General features: G+C 68.4%; 22 protein-coding genes. 10 read left to right on the top strand and 12 right to left on the bottom strand.

Going from position 1 to position 22,025, the window contains the following annotated elements; all coding sequences use genetic code 11:
- Positions 1-143: 143 nt before the first annotated feature.
- Positions 144-611 (top strand): hypothetical protein, encoded by a 468-nt coding sequence (locus AB5S17_RS11795; RefSeq protein ID WP_369239501.1) that lies wholly within the window; start codon positions 144-146, stop codon positions 609-611.
- 46 nt (positions 612-657) lie between these two features.
- Here AB5S17_RS11795 and AB5S17_RS11800 read toward each other — a convergent pair whose 3' ends face one another.
- Positions 658-2,049, bottom strand: coding sequence for a M20/M25/M40 family metallo-hydrolase (locus AB5S17_RS11800; RefSeq protein WP_369239503.1), 1,392 nt, complete (start codon positions 2,047-2,049; stop codon positions 658-660).
- 461 nt (positions 2,050-2,510) lie between these two features.
- On the opposite strand from AB5S17_RS11800, the gene ubiA reads away from it, so the two are divergent.
- Positions 2,511-3,518: a 4-hydroxybenzoate octaprenyltransferase gene (gene ubiA / locus AB5S17_RS11805; RefSeq protein WP_369239505.1), complete on the top strand. Its 1,008-nt coding sequence runs from the start codon at positions 2,511-2,513 to the stop codon at positions 3,516-3,518.
- 207 nt (positions 3,519-3,725) lie between these two features.
- Positions 3,726-5,258: a YifB family Mg chelatase-like AAA ATPase gene (locus AB5S17_RS11810; RefSeq protein WP_369239507.1), complete on the top strand. Its 1,533-nt coding sequence runs from the start codon at positions 3,726-3,728 to the stop codon at positions 5,256-5,258.
- 117 nt (positions 5,259-5,375) lie between these two features.
- Here AB5S17_RS11810 and pheT read toward each other — a convergent pair whose 3' ends face one another.
- From pheT to rpmI, 5 genes are all read right to left on the bottom strand, one after another.
- Positions 5,376-7,790, bottom strand: a complete 2,415-nt coding sequence (gene pheT / locus AB5S17_RS11815; protein ID WP_369239509.1) for a phenylalanine--tRNA ligase subunit beta — start codon at positions 7,788-7,790, stop codon at positions 5,376-5,378.
- 177 nt (positions 7,791-7,967) lie between these two features.
- Complete coding sequence (locus tag AB5S17_RS11820; protein WP_369239511.1) at positions 7,968-8,378, bottom strand: hypothetical protein; 411 nt, start codon at positions 8,376-8,378, stop codon at positions 7,968-7,970.
- Between the two features lie 108 nt (positions 8,379-8,486).
- Positions 8,487-9,569 (bottom strand): phenylalanine--tRNA ligase subunit alpha, encoded by a 1,083-nt coding sequence (pheS, locus tag AB5S17_RS11825; protein WP_369239738.1) that lies wholly within the window; start codon positions 9,567-9,569, stop codon positions 8,487-8,489.
- A 181-nt stretch (positions 9,570-9,750) separates the two neighbouring features.
- Positions 9,751-10,170 carry a 50S ribosomal protein L20 gene (rplT, locus tag AB5S17_RS11830; RefSeq protein WP_369239513.1) on the bottom strand — a complete coding sequence of 140 codons (420 nt, stop codon included), beginning with the start codon at positions 10,168-10,170 and terminating at the stop codon, positions 9,751-9,753.
- A gap of 41 nt (positions 10,171-10,211) precedes the next feature.
- Complete coding sequence (rpmI, locus tag AB5S17_RS11835; RefSeq protein ID WP_255339898.1) at positions 10,212-10,412, bottom strand: 50S ribosomal protein L35; 201 nt, start codon at positions 10,410-10,412, stop codon at positions 10,212-10,214.
- Positions 10,413-10,978: 566 nt separating this feature from the next.
- Between rpmI and rpsT the strand changes: the two genes are divergently transcribed.
- From rpsT to AB5S17_RS11865, 6 genes are all read left to right on the top strand, one after another.
- Positions 10,979-11,248, top strand: a complete 270-nt coding sequence (gene rpsT / locus AB5S17_RS11840) for a 30S ribosomal protein S20 (RefSeq protein WP_369239516.1) — start codon at positions 10,979-10,981, stop codon at positions 11,246-11,248.
- A gap of 650 nt (positions 11,249-11,898) precedes the next feature.
- Complete coding sequence (locus AB5S17_RS11845; RefSeq protein ID WP_369239518.1) at positions 11,899-12,333, top strand: rhodanese-like domain-containing protein; 435 nt, start codon at positions 11,899-11,901, stop codon at positions 12,331-12,333.
- Positions 12,334-12,443: 110 nt separating this feature from the next.
- Positions 12,444-13,925, top strand: coding sequence for a chromosomal replication initiator protein DnaA (gene dnaA / locus AB5S17_RS11850; protein WP_369239740.1), 1,482 nt, complete (start codon positions 12,444-12,446; stop codon positions 13,923-13,925).
- Between the two features lie 178 nt (positions 13,926-14,103).
- Entirely contained in the window at positions 14,104-15,228 is a 1,125-nt protein-coding gene (dnaN, locus tag AB5S17_RS11855) for a DNA polymerase III subunit beta (RefSeq protein ID WP_369239520.1), read from the top strand.
- 11 nt (positions 15,229-15,239) lie between these two features.
- Entirely contained in the window at positions 15,240-16,409 is a 1,170-nt protein-coding gene (recF, locus tag AB5S17_RS11860; protein WP_369239522.1) for a DNA replication/repair protein RecF, read from the top strand.
- Positions 16,410-16,422: 13 nt separating this feature from the next.
- On the top strand, positions 16,423-17,187 hold the full coding sequence (locus AB5S17_RS11865) for a ThiF family adenylyltransferase (RefSeq protein WP_369239524.1): 765 nt from the start codon (positions 16,423-16,425) through the stop codon (positions 17,185-17,187).
- A gap of 93 nt (positions 17,188-17,280) precedes the next feature.
- On the opposite strand, the gene AB5S17_RS11870 is transcribed toward AB5S17_RS11865, so the two are convergent.
- From AB5S17_RS11870 to AB5S17_RS11880, 3 genes are all read right to left on the bottom strand, one after another.
- Positions 17,281-17,454 carry a DUF1328 domain-containing protein gene (locus AB5S17_RS11870; RefSeq protein ID WP_369239526.1) on the bottom strand — a complete coding sequence of 58 codons (174 nt, stop codon included), beginning with the start codon at positions 17,452-17,454 and terminating at the stop codon, positions 17,281-17,283.
- Positions 17,455-17,702: 248 nt separating this feature from the next.
- Entirely contained in the window at positions 17,703-18,011 is a 309-nt protein-coding gene (locus tag AB5S17_RS11875) for a hypothetical protein (RefSeq protein ID WP_369239528.1), read from the bottom strand.
- Positions 18,012-18,141: 130 nt separating this feature from the next.
- Complete coding sequence (locus AB5S17_RS11880) at positions 18,142-19,143, bottom strand: 2-hydroxyacid dehydrogenase (RefSeq protein ID WP_369239530.1); 1,002 nt, start codon at positions 19,141-19,143, stop codon at positions 18,142-18,144.
- A 200-nt stretch (positions 19,144-19,343) separates the two neighbouring features.
- Between AB5S17_RS11880 and AB5S17_RS11885 the strand changes: the two genes are divergently transcribed.
- Positions 19,344-19,892, top strand: a complete 549-nt coding sequence (locus tag AB5S17_RS11885) for an SH3 domain-containing protein (protein WP_369239532.1) — start codon at positions 19,344-19,346, stop codon at positions 19,890-19,892.
- A 60-nt stretch (positions 19,893-19,952) separates the two neighbouring features.
- On the opposite strand, the gene xylB is transcribed toward AB5S17_RS11885, so the two are convergent.
- From xylB to AB5S17_RS11900, 3 genes are read right to left on the bottom strand one after another with little or no spacing between them, the layout of a single operon-like run.
- Positions 19,953-21,410, bottom strand: coding sequence for a xylulokinase (gene xylB, locus AB5S17_RS11890; RefSeq protein WP_369239534.1), 1,458 nt, complete (start codon positions 21,408-21,410; stop codon positions 19,953-19,955).
- A gap of 16 nt (positions 21,411-21,426) precedes the next feature.
- Positions 21,427-21,825 carry a type II toxin-antitoxin system HicB family antitoxin gene (locus AB5S17_RS11895; protein WP_369239536.1) on the bottom strand — a complete coding sequence of 133 codons (399 nt, stop codon included), beginning with the start codon at positions 21,823-21,825 and terminating at the stop codon, positions 21,427-21,429.
- Complete coding sequence (locus AB5S17_RS11900) at positions 21,822-22,019, bottom strand: type II toxin-antitoxin system HicA family toxin (RefSeq protein WP_369239538.1); 198 nt, start codon at positions 22,017-22,019, stop codon at positions 21,822-21,824. The genes AB5S17_RS11895 and AB5S17_RS11900 overlap by 4 nt, the downstream gene beginning before the upstream one ends.
- Between the last annotated feature and the right edge of the window lie 6 nt (positions 22,020-22,025).

Raw genomic sequence — 22,025 nt, forward strand, 5'->3', positions numbered from 1 at the left:
GCTCCGGCGTGCGGAGACGGTTCGCGGCCGGCCGGCGGGGCGCTCGCTGCAGAAACGGTCTGGCGCATGGCGGAGACTTCGGCTGAAATGGCCGGCGCGGCATTCGCAGGTTGGGCCGCGGCAGGATCCGACGAGGCGGCGTCATGGACTTGGACACGCTTGAGGCAAGCGCAGGGGCCTGGTGGGCGGCGGCGGAGCCGGTCGCGCTCGCCTGGCTCGGCGACCTTCAGGCGGCGGCGCAGGCGCACCCGCTCTTGGCCTTCGTGGGACTCGTCGTCGCCCTCGGTGCCGTCGCCCTTACCCGCAGCGTCATGATCTTCCTCGCCGCCTGCTTCCTCGCCATCGCGGCGGTCATCGGCGCAGATCCGGTCGCCGACCCGCTGAAGCGGCAGGTCTTTTCCGTCGGCTGCTTCGTCGCGATCGCCCTCGCCTGCCTCGCGGTCCTCTCCGTCAGGACCAGACTGCACCGGGCGCGAGGGTCGATCGCGGAACTCGAAAGCCGCAATGCGGAACTCCGCTCGCTCTACGACGAGGAGGTCCATTGGCGCATGGTGGGCAGCGTGGAGCCTGAGACGCCGCGTGCCGAGGAGGCTCCCCCCGTCGCCGTGTGACGGCGACGGCCGGGCGACCGACGCGGCCGCCCGACCCGTCGCCCTGTCAGCCCTTGCGGCCGAGCGCGTCGAGGATGCGCGCCCAGGAGCGCTGGCCCTTGTGGAAGGATGTCATCTCGTACTTCTCGTTCGGCGAATGGATCGCATCGTCGCCGAGCCCGAAGCCGACCAGCAGCGACTCCATGCCGAGCCGGTCCTTGAACTCCCCGACCACCGGAATCGAGCCGCCCATGCCGATCATCACCGCCGGCTTCGGCCACTCGTCCGAGAGCGCGGCGCGGGCCTTCTCCAGCCACGGCGAATCGAAGGGCAGCTGGATCGCCGGCGAGCCGCCATGCGGATGGAACTCGGCCTCGCAGTCCGCCGGCAGGCGGCTGGTGACGAAGTCGCGGAAGGCGGCGCGGATCTTCTCCGGGTCCTGGCCGGCGACGAGCCGGAAGGAGATCTTGGCGAAGGCCTCCGCCGCGATCACCGTCTTGAAGCCGGCGCCGGTATAGCCGCCGGAGATGCCGTTGAACTCGGCGGTCGGCCGCGACCAGAGCTGTTCGAGCACCGAACGGTCCTTCTCGCCCGACGGCACGGACAGGCCGACCTCGCCGAGGAATTCCGATTCGGAAAAGCCGAGGCCGTCCCAGATCGCCTTCACCTCCTCGGGGAGTTCGGGAATATTGTCGTAGAAGCCCGGGATGGTGACGCGCCCGGTCTCGTCGTGGATGTCGGCCAGGATCTTCGCCAGCACGCGCACCGGGTTCGCGGCCGCGCCGCCGTAATAGCCGGAATGCAGGTCCCGGCTCGCCGCCTTGATCACCACCTCCTCGCCGACGAGGCCGCGCAGGCTTGTCGCGATCGCCGGGGTCTCCTTGTCCCACATGTTGGTGTCGCAGACGAGCGCGATGTCGGCGGAGAGTTCGGCGCGGTTGGCGTCGAGGAAGGGCAGCAGCGAATCCGACCCCGATTCCTCCTCGCCCTCCAGGAAGATCGTCACCTTGCAGGGCAGGCCGCCGGTCTCCGCGATATAGGCGCGGCAGGCCTCGACGAAGGTCATCAGCTGGCCCTTGTCGTCGGCCGAGCCGCGCGCGACGATGCGGCGCGAGCCGTCCGGCATCTCCTTCACCTGCGGCTCGAAGGGCGCGGTTTCCCACTCGTCGACCGGATCGACCGGCTGCACATCGTAATGCCCGTAGAACAGGACGTGCGGCGCGCCCTCCGGCCCGTCGTGATGGGCGACGACCATGGGATGGCCCGAGGTGTCGCGCACCCCCGCGTCGAAGCCGATGGCCGAGAGATCGCCCGCGAGGAACTCCGCCGCCCGGCGGCAGTCGGCCGCATAGGCGGGGTCGGTCGAGATCGAGGGAATCGCGAGAAGCTCGTTCAGCCGCCCGACGGAGCGATCGAGATTGAGGTCGAGGCAGGCAAGGACGCTGTCGAGATTGGCCATCAGGAGGTTCTTTCGGCACGGCCGGCGAGGAGAATCGCCCGGCCCTTGAAGGACGATGCGCCCGCAAGCGCATCCGGCAGACCGCATGGGTAGCGGAGTGCGGCGGCTTCGATCAAGCGCCCGGGTGGCGGCGCACATCCGCCCGCGCCGGCCGTTACCGCGGCCGTTTCCCAAAACGCTCCCCCGCGCGAGCCCGGCTTGCGGCCGTGACGCGGGACTCCAGATGAGCCGCCGCGGAGCCGGCAGGATCCGGCGCACGGGCAGGCGACTGGAGGCCGGAACGGGAAGCCGATCCTCGCCGCCCCCGTCCGGAAGATCGTCAGCCAGCCACCATATCGGCCTTCGCGAAACTGTTGCGCTTTTGCGCTACCGACCGAAAATGACCAAGCACCGCTGGAGGAAGGTCCGCCGAATGTATGATTTTTCCTTGACTGCTGCGTCTTTGCAATCAACCTGACGCCATGTCGAATCTCAAGAGCGGTTACGCCGACAGAACCGGGCGGGTTGCGGATGCTCCGGTCTACAACTGGGTCTACCGATGGCTGCCCCGCGCCATCTGGCCCTATGCACAACTGGCGCGCTGGGATCGGCCGATCGGCTGGCAGCTGCTGCTCTGGCCATGCTGGTGGTCGGCGGCGCTCGCCCCGCAGGCCGTCGCGCCGAGCGCGGTGCATACCGGCCTGCCGAGCCTCTGGCATCTCTTCCTGTTCCTGATCGGCGCCGTCGCGATGCGCGGGGCGGGCTGCACGTATAACGACCTCGTCGACCAGAAGATCGACCAGGCCGTCGCCCGCACCAGGTCGCGGCCGCTCCCGTCCGGCCGGGTCACACGGCTGCAGGCCAAGCTCTTCCTGGTGATCCAGGCGCTGGTCGGCTTCCTCGTCCTCCTGCAGTTCAACATCTTCGCGATTGTGCTCGGCATCGCGTCGCTGGCGACCGTCGCGATCTATCCCTTCCTGAAGCGCTTCACCGACTGGCCGCAGCTCGGTCTCGGTCTCGCCTTTTCCTGGGGCGCGCTGATGGGCTGGGCGACGCATTGGGCGGCCCTCGCCGTGCCGGCCCTCCTGCTCTATGCCGGCTCGATCCTGTGGACGATCGGCTACGACACGATCTACGCCCATCAGGACAAGGAGGACGACGCCCTGGTCGGGGTGCGCTCCACGGCCCGGCTGTTCGGCGACAAGACGAAACCGGCGCTGCTGGCCCTCTACGCCGGTGCGCTCGGCCTCTTCCTCCTCGCCTTCATGACGACCGGCACGGTCCCCGGCGCCGGGCCGGCCTGGCCGGCCTACGCCGCGCTCGCCGCCGGTGCCGGGCAGATGCTCTGGCAGATCGTCAGCCTCGACATCGACGATGCCGACCAGTGTCTCGCCCTGTTCAAGTCGAACACGCTGTTCGGCTGGATCCTGTTCTTCGGGCTGATCTTTTCGGCGCTCTGGTCGCTCTCCTTCCCGGCTATCCTGCCCTAGGACCGGCTGTTCGACCGGGATTCTCAACGCCGACTGAAGGCGTAATCCTTCTTTAGGATTCAACCGGTTCGACACGGCGGGCGCGATTCGGCTCGCTCCGTTCGCTTCCTGTTCTTGTTTTATTCGCGTCGACATGCTTAGCTGCAATGGCTGAAGGTTCAACCCAGTCTTGCGGCCGGGCGGCCGCCTCCGTCTCGGGATGGCAGCATGGTATCGCGCGTGAAGACCGTCGCCTTTCAGGGCATCGAGGCCGTTCCGGTCGACGTCCAGGTCATGGTGGCGCCGGGCAAGGTGGGCATCCAGATCGTCGGCCTGCCGGACAAGGCGGTGGCCGAGAGTCGCGAGCGCGTCCAGGCGGCGCTGCACGCCTCCGGCCTTTCGATGCCGCCGAAGAAGGTGACGGTCAACCTCGCGCCGGCGGACCTGCCGAAGGAGGGCAGCCATTACGATCTGCCGATCGCGCTCGGCCTGATGGCGGCGCTCGGCGCCATCCCCTCGGACGCGCTGTCGGGCTATGTCGTTCTCGGGGAACTCTCGCTCGACGGCATGATCGCGCCGGTCGCGGGCGTGCTGCCTGCGGCGATGGGCGCCAATGCGATCGATCTCGGGCTGATCTGCCCGGCCGAATGCGGGGCGGAAGCCGCCTGGGCCAGCGGCGAGATGGACATCGTCGCGGCGCGCAGCCTGATCCAGATCGCCAACCATTTCCGCGGGACGCAGGTCATCGCCCGGCCGGAGCCGGCGATCCGCGCCGCGCCGGCGAACCTGCCGGACCTCGCCGAAATCAAGGGCCAGATCGTCGCCAAGCGCGCGCTGGAGATCGCCGCGGCCGGCGGCCACAATCTTCTGATGGTGGGTCCGCCCGGCTCGGGGAAGTCGATGCTCGCCCAGCGCCTGCCCTCGATCCTGCCGACGCTGACGCCGCGCGAACTCCTGGAGGTGTCGATGATCGCCTCGATCGCCGGCGAGCTGTCCGGCGGCAAGCTCTCGGACCGTCGCCCGTTCCGCGCGCCGCATCATTCGGCCTCGATGGCGGCAATGGTCGGCGGGGGCTTGCGCGCCCGGCCCGGGGAGGTGTCGCTCGCGCATCGCGGCGTGCTCTTCCTCGACGAACTGCCTGAGTTCTCGCCGGTGGTGCTCGACTCGCTGCGCCAGCCGATCGAGAACGGCGAGAGCGTCATCGCCCGAGCCAACCACCGCGTCAGCTATCCCGCGAAGATCCAGCTGGTCGCGGCGATGAACCCCTGCCGATGCGGCATGGCGGGCGAGCCGGGTCATACCTGCGCGCGCGGCGCACGCTGCGCCGCGGAGTATCAAGGCCGGATCTCCGGCCCCCTGCTCGACCGGATCGACCTCAGGGTGGACGTGCCGGCGGTGACCGCCGCGGACCTTATCCGTCCCTCGCCCTCAGAGACGTCCGATACGGTCAAGGCGCGGGTTTCCGCCGCCCGCAGGCGCCAGGCAGAGCGCTACCAGGCGCTGGGCCTCGGTGCGGAGACGCTGAACGCCCACTGTTCCGCGGCGCTTATCGAGACCGTCGCCGAACCGGACGAAGGCGGGCTCAGGCTGTTGCGCGAGGCCGCCGAGCAGATGAAGTTCTCCGCCCGCGCCTATCACCGGATCCTCAAGGTCGCGCGCACCCTGGCCGATCTCGACGGCGAGGAAACGGTGCGCCGCATCCATCTCGCCGAGGCGATCTCCTACCGCGTTGCGGGCGAGCGCCTCAACGCGGCAGCCTGAGCGATGGCAGCGCTTCCCGCCGCCGAACGGGCTGCAGGGCGATCGCGCCCAGCGCCGGACGACGGCCGCAGGCGGCGGCGAAGGCGCGACGCCGCCGGTCTGCTGCGCCGCCTCGCCTCAGCTGCGCAGCGTGCCGCCGGTCGCCTTCTCCACCTGGCCGACGATCTTCGCCGATACGGCTTCCAGATCCTCCTCGGTCAGCGTCTTGTCGAGCGGGACCAGCGTCACCTCGATGGCGAGCGACTTCTTTCCCTCCCCGAGGGCAGGGCCGGTGAAGACGTCGAACACCCGCACCTCGCGCACGAGCTTGCGGTCGGCGCCCTCCGCCGCCCGGACGATCTTCAGCGCCTCGACACCTTCGTCGACGACGAAGGCGAAGTCGCGCCGCACCGGCTGGAACGGCGACAGCGTCAGCACCGGCTTGGTGCGCGTCGCCTTCTGCTTCGGCTCGGGAATGGCGTCGAGGAAGACTTCGAAGCCGCAGAGCGGACCGGAGGCGTCGAGCGCACGCAGGGCCTTCGGATGGAATTCGCCGAACTCGGCGAGCACCACCTTGGGGCCGAGCTTGATGCGCCCCGAGCGGCCGGGATGGTACCAGTCGCTGGCGGGCGCCTCGATCATCAGCCGGTCGACCGGGGCACCGGCCGCCTCGAGCGCCGCGACGGCGTCGGCCTTGGCATCGAAGACGCCAACGGACCCGCCGGCTTCGCCCCAGAAACGGCCGGCACCCTCCAGGTTGGCGGTGCCGCGCCGGACACCGCCGGCGACCCGCCGCTGGCCTTCGGGCGTATCGTCGAGATAGACGCCTGCAACCTCGAAGAGGGCCGTGTCGCCGTAGCCGCGCGCCGCGTTGCGGCTGGCTGCCGCGATCAGCCCGGGCAGCAGCGACGGCCGCATGTCGGACATGTCGGCGGAGATCGGGTTTTCGAGTACCAGCGCCGCGCTGCCGCCGCCGAAGGCGCCCGCATGGGCCGCGGGGATGAAGCTGTAGGAGACGGTCTCCACCATGCCCCGTGCGGCCAGAGCCCGCCGCGCGGCGCGATCGCGGATCTGCGGGACGGTGAGGATCTTGGTGTTGACGCTCGCCGCGGCCGGCAGCGGCGCCGGCGCGATCTTCTCGACGCCGGTGAGGCGCATCACCTCCTCGACGAGATCGGCCTTGCCGTCGATATCGGGCCGCCAGCTCGGCGCCGTGACGACCGCCGCGTCGGCCTCGGCCTGCACCGTGAAGCCGAGCGTCGTCAGGATGTCGATCTGAGCCTCGCGCGCGACGGCAAGGCCGGTCAGCCGCTCGACTTCCGAAAACGGCAGGCGGATCGTCTTCGGCGCCGGCGGGTCGTAGGCGACGACGGTCCGTCCCGACGGCGTCCCGCCGCAGATGTCGAGCACGAGCTGCGTCGCAAGGTCGAGCCCCGGTTCCATGAAGGCGGGGTCGACACCGCGCTCGAAACGGTAGCGCGCATCGGTGATGATCCCGAGCGTGCGGCCGGTGCGTGCGATGTCGATCGGCTCCCACAGCGCCGATTCGATCAGCACCTCGGTCGTCGCCGCGTCGCAGCCGGAATGCTCCCCGCCCATGACGCCGGCGATCGACTCGACGCCGTTGTCGTCTGCGATGACGCAGGTGCCGGCCGGCAGCGTATAGGTCCGCTGGTCCAGCGCCAGCACCTCCTCGCCCTCCTTCGCGCCGCGGACGACGAGGTCGCCCGCCACCTTCCGGGCGTCGAAGACATGCAGCGGCCGGCCGCGATCGAAGGTGAGGTAGTTGGTGATGTCGACGAGGGCGTTGATCGGCCGGAGCCCGATCGCCTTCAGCCGCTTCTGCATCCAGTCCGGCGAGGCACCGTTGGCGACGCCCGAGATCTGGCGCAGCGCAAAGCCGCGACAGGTCGGCGTCTCGACCCGAACCGAGACAGGGCAGGCGCCCTCCCCTTCGATCCGCGCGGGCGCCGCGGTCTTCAGACGGCCGAGCCCGGAGGCCGCGAGGTCGCGCGCGATCCCCGCGACGCCGGTCGCATCCGGCCGGTTCGGCGTGAGATTGATCTCGACCACGGGATCGGCGAGTTCGGCATAGTCCGCGAACTTCGTGCCGACCGGTGCGTCCGCGGGCAGGTCGATGATGCCGTCATGGCTGTCGGACAGCATGAGCTCGCGCTCGGAGCACATCATGCCGTTCGACTCGACGCCGCGGATCTTGCCGACGCCGAGCGTCGTGTCGATGCCGGGAACGTAGACGCCCGGCAGCGCCAGCACCCCGACGAGGCCCGCCCGGGCGTTCGGCGCGCCGCAGACGACCTGCAGCGGCTTGCCGCCGTTGACGTCGGGGCCGGCATCGACGGACAGCACCTGCAGCCGGTCGGCGTCCGGATGGCGCTCGGCCGTCAGGACCTTCGCGATCCGGAACGGCTCGAACACCGCGCGATCGTCGACGGATTCGACCTCGAGGCCGATCATCGTCAGCCGCTCGCAGATCTCGGCGAGCGGCGCGTCGGTCTCGAGATGGTCTTTCAGCCAGGAGAGCGTGAATTTCATGGGTCCGGATCGTCGGTTGGCTGGGTTGGGCCCATCGGGCCGGAGGGCGTCGTGCACCGCGCGGAGACGTCGGGCGGCCGCCGCTGCGTAGGACGCGGCGCGCACCGCGTCAACGCCGACGGCTTCCGGCAAAGGCGCAGCGCTGGCTCTTCCTCCAGTGCTCGCCGGCCGGGCGCCTCAGAACCGGTCGTTGCCGCCCCGGCCGAGTTCGCCGGCGACGTCCCGCACCACGCCGTTGGCATGAACGAAGCGGTAGGTGAACAGCGCGACCAGCGAGAAGACGGCGAACACGACGAGCAGCGAGTTGAACGGCAGCGACGAGCCGAGCACGATCTTCTCCGCCACCAGCGGCAGGAAAATGCCGGTGAAGAAGGCGGCGATCGCGGCACCCGTCGGCGGCAGCACGCGATAGTAGACCGCGAAGAGCACGACGGTGATCAGCACGATGATCCACCGGCCGAGCGAGGAGACCATGCCGAGGAACGCCGTGTTGAAGAAGGCCCAGGCGACGATGTCGGCCACGATGAGACCGATGATCGCGCCGGCGAGGACGGCGATGGCATCGATGACGGTCAGACGGACGGACATGGCATTCCTCGGTTGGAGCGACACCGGGCGCCGTCCGGCGGCTTCCGGCTCAGGTCTGGTCCTGCGCCCGACGTCGCCGTCTGCGCGCGGTCTTCCGGCGTTCCGCCGTCAGCTGCTCAAGCCGCCGAACAGCGTCGGCATGTCGAGCGGACGGAAGCCGTAGTGCTCGAGCCAGCGGATGTCGGCATCGAAGAAGGCCCTGAGATCCGGCATGCCGTATTTGAGCATGGCGATGCGATCGATGCCCATGCCCCAGGCAAAGCCCTGATACTCGTCCGGATCGAGCCCGACCCCGCGCAGGACGTTCGGATGCACCATGCCGCAGCCGAGGATCTCCATCCAGTCGGTCCCTTCGCCGAAGCGGATTTCCGCGCCGGAGCGGTCGCACTGGATGTCGACCTCGAGGCTCGGCTCGGTGAAGGGGAAGAAGGAGGGCCGGAAGCGCATGTTCAGCGACGGCACCTCGAAGAACGCCTTGCAGAACTCCTCCAGCACCCACTTCATGTTGGCGATGTTCGCGGACTTGTCGACGACGAGGCCCTCCAGCTGGTGGAACATCGGCGAGTGCGTGGCGTCGGAATCCTGCCGGTAGGTCTTGCCGGGGATGACGATGCGGATCGGCGGCGCCTGCCGCTCCATCGTGTGGATCTGCACCGGCGAGGTGTGGGTGCGTAGCAGCTTGCGTTCGCCGGCCGCATTCGCCTTTAGGAAGAAGGTGTCGTGCATCTCCCGGGCGGGATGGCCTTCGGGGAAATTGAGGGCGGTGAAGTTGTAGTAGTCGGTCTCGATATCCGGCCCCTCGGCGATCGAGAAGCCCATATCGGCGAAGATCGCGGTGATCTCGTCGACGACCTGGCTGATCGGATGGATGCGCCCGCGCGCGGCCGGGCCGGAACGCACCGGGAGCGAGACGTCGACGCGCTCGGCCGCAAGCCGCACCGCGATGGCCGCGTCGGCAAGGTCGGCCTTGCGCGCCGCGATGGCGCTCTGGACGCGGTCGCGCAGCCCGTTGAGCCGTGGCCCCGCCTCGCGCCGCTCCTCGGGGCTCATCTTGCCGAGGCCCTTCAGCATTTCCGAGACACGGCCCTTCTTGCCGAGTTCGGCGACGCGGATCGCCTCCAGTTCGGCCTCGTCGCGCGCGGCGGCGACCGCCTCCAGGAGGTCCCGTTCGAGAGCTTGTGTAGTGTCGATCGTCTCGCTCGTGGTCACGCGCCCGCTCCTCGTCCTGTTTCTACCGTTCACGTCCCGGCACTTGCGGCTGCCATAGCGGCTGGCGCGCCGACGGGAAAGGCCCGCGCAGCCCGAGACGCAAAAAGGCCCGCCGCCTCAACGGCCGCGAGCCTTTCCATCATCACCTGGAATGGCGGCTGCCTCAGGCGGCGCGCTGCTCACCGACGGCGCGCTCATAGGCGCCTTCGAACTCGCTCTCCGTGAGATAGGCGAGCGCGGCCTTGGCCTGCTCGCAGAGCGCCGCGAACGCCTCCGGCTCGTGGATCGCGATGTCGGACAGCACCTTGCGGTCGACCTCGATGCCGGCCTTGTTCAGCCCGTCGATGAAGCGGGCATAGGTCAGGCCGTGCTCGCGCACGCCGGCATTGATGCGCTGGATCCAGAGGGCGCGGAAATTCCGCTTCTTCACCCGGCGGTCGCGCGTCGCATACTGCTTCGAGCGGTCGACGGCGGCCTTGGCGGCCCGGATGGTGTTCTTGCGGCGGCCGTAGAAACCCTTGGCCTGCTTGAGAACCTTCTTGTGCTTGGCATGGGACGTAACGCCCCGCTTCACGCGTGCCATGATCTAAGCTCCTGAAACTCTTCTTATCCTGGCCGGGCCGCTCAGCGGTCGTACGGCATATAGGTCTTGACGATGCGCTCGTCGGGCTTCGACAGAATCATCGTGCCCCGCGCGTCGCGGATAAAGTCGTTGGACCGCTTGATCATGCCGTGACGCTTGCCGGCCGGCTGCGCCTTCACGCGGCCGGTCGCCGTCATCTTGAAGCGCTTCTTGGCGCTCGACTTCGTCTTCATCTTGGGCATTTTGCTCTCCGTGTGAGGGGTCGCCACGCAAAGCGGATGCCCGGGACACGAGGCCCCTGCCCGCTTCGACGATGTCGCGACAGCATTAGGAACCGCCACGGCATGCCCTGCCGGACGGCTCACGAGGGTTGCTCCTATAAGACGCGGGCGGTTCGGATGCAAGACCGTCTCCGCCGTTCCGGACGCGGCGGAAGCGCGAGGCGACGCCCCGACATCCTGGGCATCACGTCACCCAGAGGAGTCTCGACGCAGAAGAGTCTATAATGCGTGCCGACGATGCCGCGGCCGCCCACGCATCGCCGGGATGAAGCGGACGCCGTCTCACCGGCCGAACCCGCTGGAGCAGGAAAGGCCAGCAAGACGTCACGGTCCGACGCCGACCTTTCATGTTGTGCGGCGGACGCAACCGCTTGACGGGATCGAGCAGGCTTCTTATAAGCCGGGGCGAAAAGGCGGCGTCTTCGGACGCCGTCCGTGTTTTTGCGTTGCCTGCTTCATGGCCTGCCTGCTCCTGGCCAGCATCGCGCGGCGCGTGCAACGAGACGACTGACGGAAAGAGACGAGATATGGCCAATACCCCCTCGGCCAAGAAGGCGACGCGCAAGATCGCACGCCGCACGGCCATCAACACGTCGCGCCGCTCGCGCGTTCGGACATTTCTGCGCAAGGTCGAGGAAGCGATCGCAGCCGGCGACAAGGATGCCGCTCTCGCGGCCTTCCGCATCGCCGAGCCGGAGATGATGCGGGCATCCTCCAAGGGGGTCTTCCACAAGAACACGGCGGCGCGGAAGATCGCCCGCCTGTCGCACCGGGTAAAGGCGCTCAGCGCCGCCTGAGAACCGTCACATGACACGATAAAGGCCTGGCACATCGCCGGGCCTTTTTGATTCCGGCCCGATTCTCCGGCGCGGTCCGCGCCCTGTCACCGAGTCGTCATCGCTTTTGCTAAAGCCCTCTCGACGATCGCAAGCGGAACGAAAAAGCCTCCTACAGACAGCGACTTAAACGAGGTCAGTGAGCTCTGACCGATTGCCGGCTAACCGAAATTTACCGAAGCCTTGAGTCAAGCGGGCGGCGCAAAAAATTCCTCAATCATAAAATTGTCGCCAGCCCGGCGCGGCGTTCTCGCGCCTACCTCCCTGCATTTGCTGGCTTCCGGTGCGAGCGGCCTGCCGCTCGCATGACGAGTCCGCCACAGGTCGGCTGCTCGTCACGCGATTCTCGCCAGAGTCGGCTTGCCGTTCTCCGGCTCCTTCCGTACTTTGCGGGCAAGGCAAGTGCGGAGAAAGACGAAGTGCGGGGACAACAGGCGTTATCCAGAAGTTTGCGGGTCCGGCCACAGGATCCGACCTTGGGCAACGTCCCCGGCCGCTTATAGCTTTCTAAGCTTCCATTTGTTTCGTGTTGAGATTTCAGCCGAGTTCTTCTGGAACTCGGGCGGAATTTCTTTTGTCGTCGACAGCATTGATAGTTCGGAGATTGCGGGATGAGCGCAGCATACAAGGGTGATGTCAGCGCCAGCGAATGCTGGTCCGCGCTCGGTGACACGCCCGAGGCGTTTCTCGTGGACGTGCGCACCGCGGCCGAATGGACCTTTGTCGGCATTCCCGAACTCTCGGCGCTGGGCAAGCAGCCGATCCTGATCGAGTGGCAGAGCTATCCCACGATGGCGGTCGATCCCGCCTTCCCGCAGCGGGTCGCCGAGGCGATCGCCGCGGCCGGCGGGACGCAGGCCTCGCCGGTCTATTTCCTCTGCCGCTCGGGCGCGCGCTCGATGGCCAGCGCCGCGGCGCTGACGGCGGCGGGCTTCGAGAACTGCTTCAACGTCGCCGACGGTTTCGAGGGCCCGGCAGATGCGGACGGGCACCGCGGCACGCGCGCGGGATGGAAGGCTGCCGGCCTGCCCTGGGTGCAGCGATGACGACGACGGGAGCGAGCGGCGTCCGGAGCGGGACGCAGACGCATTGGGTGATGAAGAACTTCGCGCCGGCCGGCAGCGAGGTGAATGATCAAATTGGCATCGGGGCAGAGATGGACGGCGGCGACAGGAATGCAGCGGAGCTGATGGAGCGGGTGAGCGCGCGGCTGAAGGCGCAGCTCGGCCAGGACATCTATACAAGCTGGTTCCAACGCATGAAGATCGATTCCGTCGGCAAGGGCGTGTGTCAGGTCTCCGTGCCCACCGCCTTCCTGCGCAGCTGGATCCAGTCGCATTACCAGGAGCTCCTGACCGACATCTTCAAGGCGGAGGTGCCGGGCACGCTGCGCGTCGACATCGCCATTCGCAGCGCGGTGCGCGGCGGCGGCGTCACGATCCGCCGCAGCCGCGTCGCGGGCCGGGCGGAAGATCCGGCGGCCGGAGCGCCGGTGGCATCGGCCGCGCAGGCGGACGTCGCCGCCACAGCCGTCTCGGCCGCTGCGCACGGCGCCGACGGCGCGTTCGCCGAGCTTGCGCCGCAGACCACGCCGGACTTCGGCTCGCCGCTCGACGGCCGCTACGTGTTCGACACCTTCGTGGAAGGGGCGTCGAACCGCGTGGCGCTGGCCGCCGGCCGGGCGATCGCCGAGAACGGGCCGCAGTCCGTACGCTTCAATCCCCTGTTCATCCACGCGGCGGTCGGCCTCGGCAAGACGCATCTCCTGCAGGCGATCGCGAACGCCGCCGTGCGCCGCAAGGACCGGCCGCGCGTCGTCTATCTGACGGCGGAATACTTCATGTGGCGCTTCGCCACCGCGATCCGCGACAACCGCGCGCTCGACCTGAAGGAGACGCTGCGCGGCATCGACATCCTGATCATCGACGACGTGCAGTTCCTGCAGGGCAAGTCGATCCAGCAGGAGTTCTGCCACCTCCTCAACGCGCTGATCGATTCCGCCAAGCAGGTGATCTGCGCCGCGGACCGGCCGGCGACCGAGCTGGAATCGCTCGACCCGCGCGTGCGCTCGCGGCTCGCCAACGGCATCACGCTGGAGATCGCGGTGCCGGACTATCCGCTGCGCCGCGCGATCATCGAGAGCCGGGCGAGCGCGATGCGCGCCGAGGATCCGAGCTTCTCCATGCCGGAAGCGATGATGGAGACGATCGCCCGCCGGGTGGCGGGGTCTGGGCGCGACATCGAGGGCGCCTTCAACCAGATCGCCTTTCGGCATTCGCTCGGCCAGCCGCTGTCGCCGGAGCATCTCGACGACCTCCTCAACCAGCTGAACCGGGCCGGCGGCGAACGGCGCGTCAGGATCGAGGACATTCTGAAGTTCGTCTCGCGGCACTACAACGTCTCGCGCACCGACCTCCTCTCGGCCCGGCGCACCAAGACGATCGTGCGCCCGCGCCAGATCGCCATGTACCTCGCCAAGACCATGACGCCGCGCTCGCTCCCCGAGATCGGCCGGCGGTTCGGCGGCCGCGACCACACGACGGTGCTGCATGCGGTCAGGAAGATCGAGGGCGAGCGGTCGCAGGACGAGAAGTTCTCCGAGGAGCTCGACCTCATCCGCCGCATGATCGAGGAATAGCAGCGGAGCGCCAGGCCCTCCGCCGGGCCTGGCCGGCGAAAACCCGTCGGCATGCGCCTTGACGGGGCTTTCGCCATGGTTTTGCCTTCCCAAGCCGGGCGTCAGCCTCTAAGAACGTCGAACCCGGTTTCGGCGCCACCGGATGGCGCCCCACACCGAACCACACGGCCTTCTCGTCATGCGTATCATCATCGAACGGTCCAACCTCCTGAAGTCGCTCGCCCACGTCCACCGGGTCGTGGAGCGGCGCAACACGATCCCGATCCTGTCGAACGTGCTGGTGCGCACCGAAGACGATGCGCTGCGGCTGAAGGCGACCGACCTCGACATCGAGATCACCGAGAGCGTTCCGGCGACCGGCGAGCAGGCGGGCGCGACGACCGTTCCGGCGCATCTCCTCTACGACATCGTGCGCAAGCTGCCGGACGGCTCGGAGGTGAAGCTTTCGACCAATGACGAAGGCACGCAGATGACCGTCTCGTCCGGCCGGTCGAACTTCCGCCTGCAGTGCCTGCCGGAATCGGACTTTCCGGACATCACCGCCGGCACGCTGACGCACAGCTTCAAGATCAAGGCCGGCGAGCTGGAGCGGCTGATCGAGCGCACGCAGTTCGCGATCTCCACCGAGGAGACGCGCTATTATCTCAACGGCATCTTCCTGCACACGATCGAGGCCGAGGGCGAACTGCGGCTGCGCGCGGTCGCCACCGACGGCCATCGCCTCGCCCGTGCCGAGATGGTCGCGCCGGCGGGTTCGGAGGGCATGCCGGGCATCATCATTCCGCGCAAGACCGTCGGCGAGGTGCAGAAGCTCCTCGGGGACAGCAATGACGACGCTGAGGTGACGGTCGAATTGTCGGATTCGAAGATCCGCTTCGTCATCGGCGACGTGGTGATGACGTCCAAGCTGATCGACGGCACCTTCCCGGACTATCAGCGCGTCATTCCGCTGAACAACGACAAGGAGCTGACGCTCGACCGGCAGGACTTCGCCGCCGCCGTCGACCGCGTCTCGACCATCTCCTCCGAGCGCGGCCGTGCGGTGAAGCTCGCCCTTTCCGATCAGCAGCTGACGCTGACGGTGAATTCGCCCGATGCCGGCACGGCGACGGAAGAGCTGGCGGTCGGGTACGGCTCCGACGACATCGAGATCGGCTTCAACGCCCGCTATCTCCTCGACATCACCAGCCAGCTCTCGGGCGAAAGCGCGGTGTTCATGCTGGCCGATCCCGGCTCCCCCACCCTCATCAAGGACGGCGGCGACACCTCGACGCTCTACGTCCTGATGCCGATGCGGGTCTGACCGCGCCCTTCGTGCCGCAGACAGCCGACGACGCGACTGCCCCCCGACCGGCACCCGCCGTTCGGGCGACGTCGCTGCGCCTTGCCGACTTCCGCAACTACGATAGCGTCGCGATCGGCTTCGAGCGGGCCTTCGTCGCCTTCTTCGGCGAGAACGGCGCCGGCAAGACCAATCTCATCGAAGCGCTCTCCCTGCTTTCGCCCGGCCGGGGCCTGCGCCGCGCGACCTATGGCGACATGATCCGCCAGGGCGGCAGCGGCGGCTTCCATCTCAGGGCCGCAATCTCGTCCGTGGGCAACCCGACCGAGATCGTGACGCAGGTGCGGCCCGATCCCGGCGGCATCCTGTCGCGGACGGTGAAGATCGACGAGACGCCGGCGCGCACAGGCGACGAGCTCCTGGAGATCGCCCGCGTACTGTGGCTGACCCCGGCGATGGACGGGCTCTTCACCGGCCCCGCCGGCGACCGCCGCCGCTTCCTCGACCGGATGGTGCTCGCCGTCGATCCCGGCCACGGTCGCCGCGCGGCGGATTTCGAGCGCGCCATGCGCTCGCGCAACAAGCTCCTCTCCGACAATCGGCTGGATGATTCCTGGCTGTCGGGACTCGAGGCGCAGATGGCCGAACTCGGCGTCGCCATGGCGCTGGCACGGGCCGACTTCATCCGGATGATGGCGGAGATGATCGCCCGGGGCGCCGCCGACAGCCCTTTCCCGGCCGCCCGGCTGGCGCTGTCCTCCGGCTATGACGACCTCGACCTCTCGGGCCCGGCGCTCGACGTGGAGGACGCCGTGCGCGGGCGTTTGCGCGCGGCACGCTATGTGGACCGGTCCGCCGGCCGCACCCGCGAAGGCGCGCATCGCGCCGACCTTCAGGTGATCCACGCGGCGAAGGAGATGCCGGCGGCCCTCGCCTCCACCGGCGAGCAGAAGGCGCTGCTGATCGGCCTCGTGCTCGCGCATGCAAGGCTGACGGCGGCGGTTTCCGGCCTTTCGCCGATCCTGCTTCTCGACGAGATCGCCGCCCATCTCGATCCCGGCCGCCGCGCGGCCCTCTTCGACCTCGTCGAGACGCTCGGCGTGCAGACCTTCATGACCGGCACCGACGCGAGCCTCTTTGACGCGCTCGGCGATCGGGCCCAGATGCTGCGGGTGAGCGCCGGCCGCGTCGAGCCGGCCTGAGGACGATCCTTCGATGACCAGCACGCCCCTCGATCGCAGCGAACTCGAGCGCTACGCCCGCCACATCGTCCTGCCGGAGATCGGCGGCGCCGGCCAGCAGGCGCTGAAGCGCGCGCGCGTTCTCGTCATCGGCGCCGGCGGGATCGGCTCGCCCGTCGTCCTCTACCTCGCCGCCGCCGGCATCGGCACGCTCGGCATCGCCGACGACGACACGGTGTCGCTGTCGAACCTGCAGCGCCAGGTCCTGCACGGGACCGCCGACGTCGGCCGCTCCAAGCTCGACAGCGCAGCCGAGCGGGTCGCGGCGCTGAACCCGCATGTCGAAGTCGTGCCACATCCCGCCAGGATCACCGCCGCGACCGGCGCGCCGATCGTTGCCGACTACGATCTCGTCATCGACGGCTCGGACAATTTCGCGACGCGCTATGCCATGGCCGATCTCTGCGAGGCCGCGGCCAGACCGCTGGTCACCGCCGCCGTGCAGCGCTTTTCAGGGTCGCTGACGGTGCTCGCACCGCATCTCGCCGACGCCGAGGGCCGGCCGAATCCGCGCTACCGCGACCTCTTCCCGGAGCCGCCGCCGGAGGGCGTCGTGCCGACCTGCGCCGAGGCGGGGATCCTCGGCGTCACCACCGGCGTCCTCGGGACACTGGCGGCGACGGAAGCGGTGAAGCTCATCTGCAGGACCGGCGAGCCGCTGATCGGGCGGCTCCTGATGGTCGACCTCCTGACGATGCGTTTCGAGACGATCCGCTACCGCCGCCCGAAGGCCCGCTGACGCGGCCGGAGGTGTCATCGCAGAACGAGAAGAGGGCGGCGTCCGCGATGGACGCCGCCCTCTTCTGCTTTCAGTGATCGTGCCGCCGGAGCGTCAGATCGAGCGTCGGCCGCGGAAGCCGCCGAAAATCAGCGACAGTACGAAGAGCACGATCGCGACGAAGAAGATGATCTTCGCGATGCCGATCGCCGTGCCGGCGATGCCGCCGAAGCCGAGCACGGCGGCGATCAGCGCGATGACGAGGAACGTGATGGCCCAACCGATCATGGCTGGATCTCCTTTCGAGAATGTTTGGCTGAGCAACTAACGTGGAAGTGAGCCAAAGGTTCGCGGCCCATGCTTTTTCTTGGTTAACGCCATCTCGACTGTTCCCCGCCCCCTGGCGCCGGACCCGGTCGACGGATCGTCGGGGGGTGGCGCCGCTCTTGACGGCTCGTCCGAAGCGTCTCCGAAACGACAGCGGCGGGCGAACCCTCGGGCTCGCCCGCCGCGCGTCGGCGTCTTTGGTGGCTGCGTCAGTGGTCCGGGAAGAACAGCGGGCCGACGATGCGGATGCCGTCCTTGGTGCGGCGGATGGCCGGATGATGCGCGGCATCCGAGGCGCCGCTCGTCGTCGGACGGGACACCGGGATCGGGATCATCGACGGGCGCAGTTCCGATACCTGATAGCTCTTCTGGTCATCGTTGCTTTGCGCGAGCGCCGGAATCACGGCAGCAGAAAGCATGCTCGCCGAAGCGAGGGCGATTGATACGAATTTCATCTTGGCTGGCTCCGGGCCGATCTGGTGTCGACTTGTGTCGATCTCTCGTGGCCATAAAAGCACCAGAGTCGGAGGAGTTCCCGATTTCGAGAATTTTAGGGATTGACACGTCGCCGGAGACGGTTGCGCTCCAGCCGGCCTTCCGCGGTCGGAGATCAGGGCGCGGCGGCCATCGCCGGCCGGGCAGAACGCCTCAGAGCGTGCCGGGCAGGATCCGGTCCGGCGGCCGGTGGCCGTCCATCAGCGTGCGGATGTTGATGATGACCTTCTCGCCCATCTCGATGCGGCCCTCGATCGTCGCCGAGCCCATATGCGGCAGGAGGACGACCCGATTTTCCTCGGCGAGCCGCAAGAGCTTGCGGTCGATCGTCGGCTCCTCCTCGAAGACGTCGAGGCCGGCACCCGCGATCCGCTCCTCCTCGAGCGCCGCGATCAGCGCCTTCTCGTCGATCACCTCGCCGCGCGCGGTGTTGACCACGAAGGCGTGCGGCTGGACCAGCGCCAGCCGGCGGGCCGAGAGGAGATGGAAGGTCGCCGGCGTCGAGGGGCAGTTGACCGAGATGATGTCCATGCGGGCGAGCATCTGGTCGAGGCTCTCCCAATAGGTGGCGCCGAGTTCGGCCTCGGTCTTCGGGCTGACGCGGCGGCGGTTGTGGTAGTGGATCTCCAGGCCGAAGGCCTTCGCCCGGCGGGCGACGGCCGTCCCGATGCGGCCCATGCCGAGAATGCCGAGCTTCTTGCCCCAGATCCTGCGGCCGAGCATCCAGGTCGGCGACCAGCCGGGCCAACGCCCGCCGCCGACGAGCCGCGTCCCGCCCTCGACGAGGCGCCGCGGCACGGCGAGGATCAGCGCCATGGTCATGTCGGCGGTGTCCTCGTTGAGGACGTTCGGCGTGTTGGTGACGAAGAGGCTCTTCGACAGCGCCGCCTCGACGTCGATGTTGTCGACGCCGTTGCCGTAATTGGCGATCAGCTTCAGCCGCGGCCCGGCCTGCTCGATCACCGCCCGGTCGATGCGGTCGGTAACGGTCGGCACGAGGACATCCGCCTCGCGGACTGCGGCGACGAGGTCGGACTGGCTCATCGGCCGGTCGGTGGCGTTGATCCGCGTCTCGAAGAGCTCGCGCATGCGGCTCTCCACCGGCTCCGGGAGCTTCCGCGTCAGGATCACGAGCGGCTTCTCGCGCATCGTCATCGGCCGCGCTCCTCCTGAGATTCAAGACGTTGTTAACCCAAACCGCCGATCATGCGGATCAGGAGCCGGCCAAGTCCTAACAAGCAGGGGAGGCGAAAACAAAGCCTTTCCCCGGCGCCAAGCACGGTCGGACGGCTCCCGTGTCCGCCGGGAGACAGCCCGGCCGCAAGTCTCAACAGTCTGCCTGGAGTTCGTCGCCCATGAGATCCGGTCCTCTCCTGCGCCGCGTCGCCGCCACCCTTGCTCTGGTGGTGATCCCCGTCACCATGTCGCTGTCGACGATGCCGAAGGCGTCGGCGGTGGAATTGGGGCCGGTCTCCAAGCTGCCGCTGCCGCGCTATGTCAGCCTGAAATCGGCCCGTGTGAACGCCCGCATCGGGCCGGGCCGCGACTATCCCGTCACCTGGCTCTACCTGAAGCCGGGCCTGCCGGTGGAGGTGATCCAGGAATACGAGTTGTGGCGGCGCATCCGCGATTCCGAGGGCTCGGAAGGCTGGGTCTACCACTCGCTCCTGTCGGGCGATCGTACCGCCATCGCCGCCCCCTGGCTGAAGGGCAAGGCGACGATGATCGACGTGCATCAGAGCCCGGCGGTCGACGCGCCGCTGGTGGCGCGCATGGAGCCGGGGGTCGTCTCGAAGGTCGACGAATGCGCGTCGGCCTGGTGCGAGGTCACCGTCTCCGGCCGCGCCGGCTATGTCCGCCAGCAGGACATCTGGGGCGTCTATCCCGACGAGCAGTTCAACTGAGCCGGACGCCGGCCTGCCGGCTCGGCGGCGCCTGACGTCCAGGCGCCGCAGGAGACGCTTCTAGCCGGCCATCGCCGCCTTCACCGCCGGGTACAGTGCGCGATAGCGCCGGTAGGCGCCGCGATAAGCGTCCACCTTGTCCGCCACCGGCGAGAAGCTGCGGGCGACCGGCGGCGCCGTCATCACGCTCTTCGGATCGGCTTCGGTCGCCGCCACCAGCCCAAGACGGGCGGCGCCGAAGGCCGCGCCGAAATCACCGGCCTCCGGCAGCACGATCTCGGTTTCCAGCACCGTTGCCATCAGGCTCAGCCAGTAGGCCGAGCGGGAGCCGGCGCCGACGGCAATCAGCCGGTTCGGCCGTGCCCCCTCCCCCGCCGCCTCCAGGCAGTCGCGCATGGAAAAGGCAACGCCCTCCAGCACGGCTCGGGTCATCGCCTCGCGGCCCGTGTCGGCTTCCAGCCCGGCGAAGACACCCCGGATGTCGGCGTCGTTGTGCGGCGTGCGCTCGCCGGAGAGATAAGGCAGGAACATCAGCCGACCGGGCTCGGCGAGCGTCTCGCCGAGCGCGCCGGTGAGCGCGGCGGGCTCCTCCTTCAGGAGCTTCGACAGCCATTCGATCGAGCCTGCTGCCGAAAGCGTGACGCCCATCTGGTGCCAGAGGCCCGGAATCGCATGGCAGAAGGTGTGGAGAGCGGTCTCCGGCACCGGGTCGTAGCCCGCGACCGCGGTGAAGAGCACGCCGGACGTGCCGAGCGAGAGGAAGCCGGTGCCGGGTTCGGCGACGCCGACACCACAGGCGGACGCCGCGTTGTCGCCGCCACCGCCGGCGACCGGCGTTCCCGCCTTCATGCCGAACTTGGCCGCAAGATCCCCCCGCAGACAGCCCGAGACCTCGGTCCCCTCGACGAGGCTCGGCATGTGCGAGAGCGTCAGATGCGTCTTTTCCAGCATGCGCTCCGACCAGGCGCGCTTGCCGGTGTCGAGCCACGACGTGCCTGCGGCGTCCGACATTTCCGAGACGCATTCGCCGGTCAGCCAGAGCCTCAGATAGTCCTTCGGCAGCAGGACCTTGTGCACCTTGGCGAAGATCTCCGGCTCGTGCCGCTCGACCCAGAGGAGCTTGGGCGCGGTAAAGCCGGGGAAGACGATATTGCCGGTGATCTCGCGCGATTCCGCGTCGTCGAGTTCGCGCGCCTCGGCGTGGCTGCGCGTGTCGTTCCACAGGATGCAGGGGCGCAGCACCTCGCCCATCTCGCCGATGAGAGTCGCGCCGTGCATGTGGCCGGAAAGCCCGATGCCGGCAACCGCGGCCAGCGCCTCGCGATGGCCGGCGTGGAGCTTGGCGAGCGCCTCCTCGCAGGCGATGATCCAGCTCTGCGGGTTCTGCTCCGACCAGCCGAAGGCGGGACGCTCGACGGACAAAGGTGCCGTCGCCGAGGCGATCGGCCGCTGCGCCTCGTCGATCAGAAGCGCCTTCAGCGACGAGGTGCCGAGGTCGAGACCGAGATATGTCGTCATGGGCGAAGGGTGCCTTTCAGGCTGATTCCCGAAGTTTCTGTCGAGCCGCCGCGGCCAGGAAGCCGGAGCGGGTCATGCCGTGGGCCCGGGCATAGGCGTCGATGGCCTCGAGATCGGCGGCGGGAAGCGTGACATTGACGCGGACGATGCGCGTGGCGGGAGGCTTCGCCGGGACGAGGATGGCCACGCCGTCACGGTTCTCTCGGTCTGCCATGACGGATTGCAGGCTGGAGGGACGCGGAAGCGTCTGGCCCTCCTGCAGAAGGCCCTCCACATGGAACGCAAGCGCCTCTTCGGCCATGGCTCTTGCTTCGTCCAGATCGCGTCCCGCCGTGACGCATCCTGGCAGATCAGGAAACGACACGCCGAAGTCACTGTCGGCGTCCTTGTGGATCAATGCGACGTAATCCGTCACGATTCCCGCCTGAGCTTGAGGCCCGCCTGTTTGTCGATGCTGCGCAACGCACCGACCGGAACGTCGCGCCGAGGATGTGGCAGCGTCACGAGGCCCGGCTTCGTCGGGTGTCGGAGCTGCAGAGAACTGCCGCGCTGCCGGATCTCGATCCAGCCATCCTTCAGAAGCCGGTCGAGGATGCTGCGGCTATCCATGTGTAG

The organism is Jiella sp. M17.18 (genome assembly GCF_041027365.1).
GTDB lineage: Bacteria > Pseudomonadota > Alphaproteobacteria > Rhizobiales > Rhizobiaceae > VKMB-3413.

Bases quoted from the DNA above. Each gene is read 5' to 3' on its own strand.
- AB5S17_RS11865 (WP_369239524.1), top strand. From the start codon at position 16,423: ATGACCAGCACGCCCCTCGATCGCAGCGAACTCGAGCGCTACGCCCGC.
- dnaN (WP_369239520.1), top strand. From the start codon at position 14,104: ATGCGTATCATCATCGAACGGTCCAACCTCCTGAAGTCGCTCGCCCAC.
- dnaA (WP_369239740.1), top strand. From the start codon at position 12,444: ATGGACGGCGGCGACAGGAATGCAGCGGAGCTGATGGAGCGGGTGAGC.
- rpsT (WP_369239516.1), top strand. From the start codon at position 10,979: ATGGCCAATACCCCCTCGGCCAAGAAGGCGACGCGCAAGATCGCACGC.
- pheT (WP_369239509.1), bottom strand. From the start codon at position 7,790: ATGAAATTCACGCTCTCCTGGCTGAAAGACCATCTCGAGACCGACGCG.
- ubiA (WP_369239505.1), top strand. From the start codon at position 2,511: ATGTCGAATCTCAAGAGCGGTTACGCCGACAGAACCGGGCGGGTTGCG.
- AB5S17_RS11870 (WP_369239526.1), bottom strand. From the start codon at position 17,454: ATGATCGGTTGGGCCATCACGTTCCTCGTCATCGCGCTGATCGCCGCC.
- AB5S17_RS11880 (WP_369239530.1), bottom strand. From the start codon at position 19,143: ATGACGATGCGCGAGAAGCCGCTCGTGATCCTGACGCGGAAGCTCCCG.
- xylB (WP_369239534.1), bottom strand. From the start codon at position 21,410: ATGACGACATATCTCGGTCTCGACCTCGGCACCTCGTCGCTGAAGGCG.
- AB5S17_RS11820 (WP_369239511.1), bottom strand. From the start codon at position 8,378: ATGTCCGTCCGTCTGACCGTCATCGATGCCATCGCCGTCCTCGCCGGC.
- AB5S17_RS11795 (WP_369239501.1), top strand. From the start codon at position 144: ATGGACTTGGACACGCTTGAGGCAAGCGCAGGGGCCTGGTGGGCGGCG.
- AB5S17_RS11845 (WP_369239518.1), top strand. From the start codon at position 11,899: ATGAGCGCAGCATACAAGGGTGATGTCAGCGCCAGCGAATGCTGGTCC.
- AB5S17_RS11900 (WP_369239538.1), bottom strand. From the start codon at position 22,019: ATGGATAGCCGCAGCATCCTCGACCGGCTTCTGAAGGATGGCTGGATC.
- AB5S17_RS11800 (WP_369239503.1), bottom strand. From the start codon at position 2,049: ATGGCCAATCTCGACAGCGTCCTTGCCTGCCTCGACCTCAATCTCGAT.
- AB5S17_RS11885 (WP_369239532.1), top strand. From the start codon at position 19,344: ATGAGATCCGGTCCTCTCCTGCGCCGCGTCGCCGCCACCCTTGCTCTG.
- rpmI (WP_255339898.1), bottom strand. From the start codon at position 10,412: ATGCCCAAGATGAAGACGAAGTCGAGCGCCAAGAAGCGCTTCAAGATG.
- rplT (WP_369239513.1), bottom strand. From the start codon at position 10,170: ATGGCACGCGTGAAGCGGGGCGTTACGTCCCATGCCAAGCACAAGAAG.
- AB5S17_RS11810 (WP_369239507.1), top strand. From the start codon at position 3,726: ATGGTATCGCGCGTGAAGACCGTCGCCTTTCAGGGCATCGAGGCCGTT.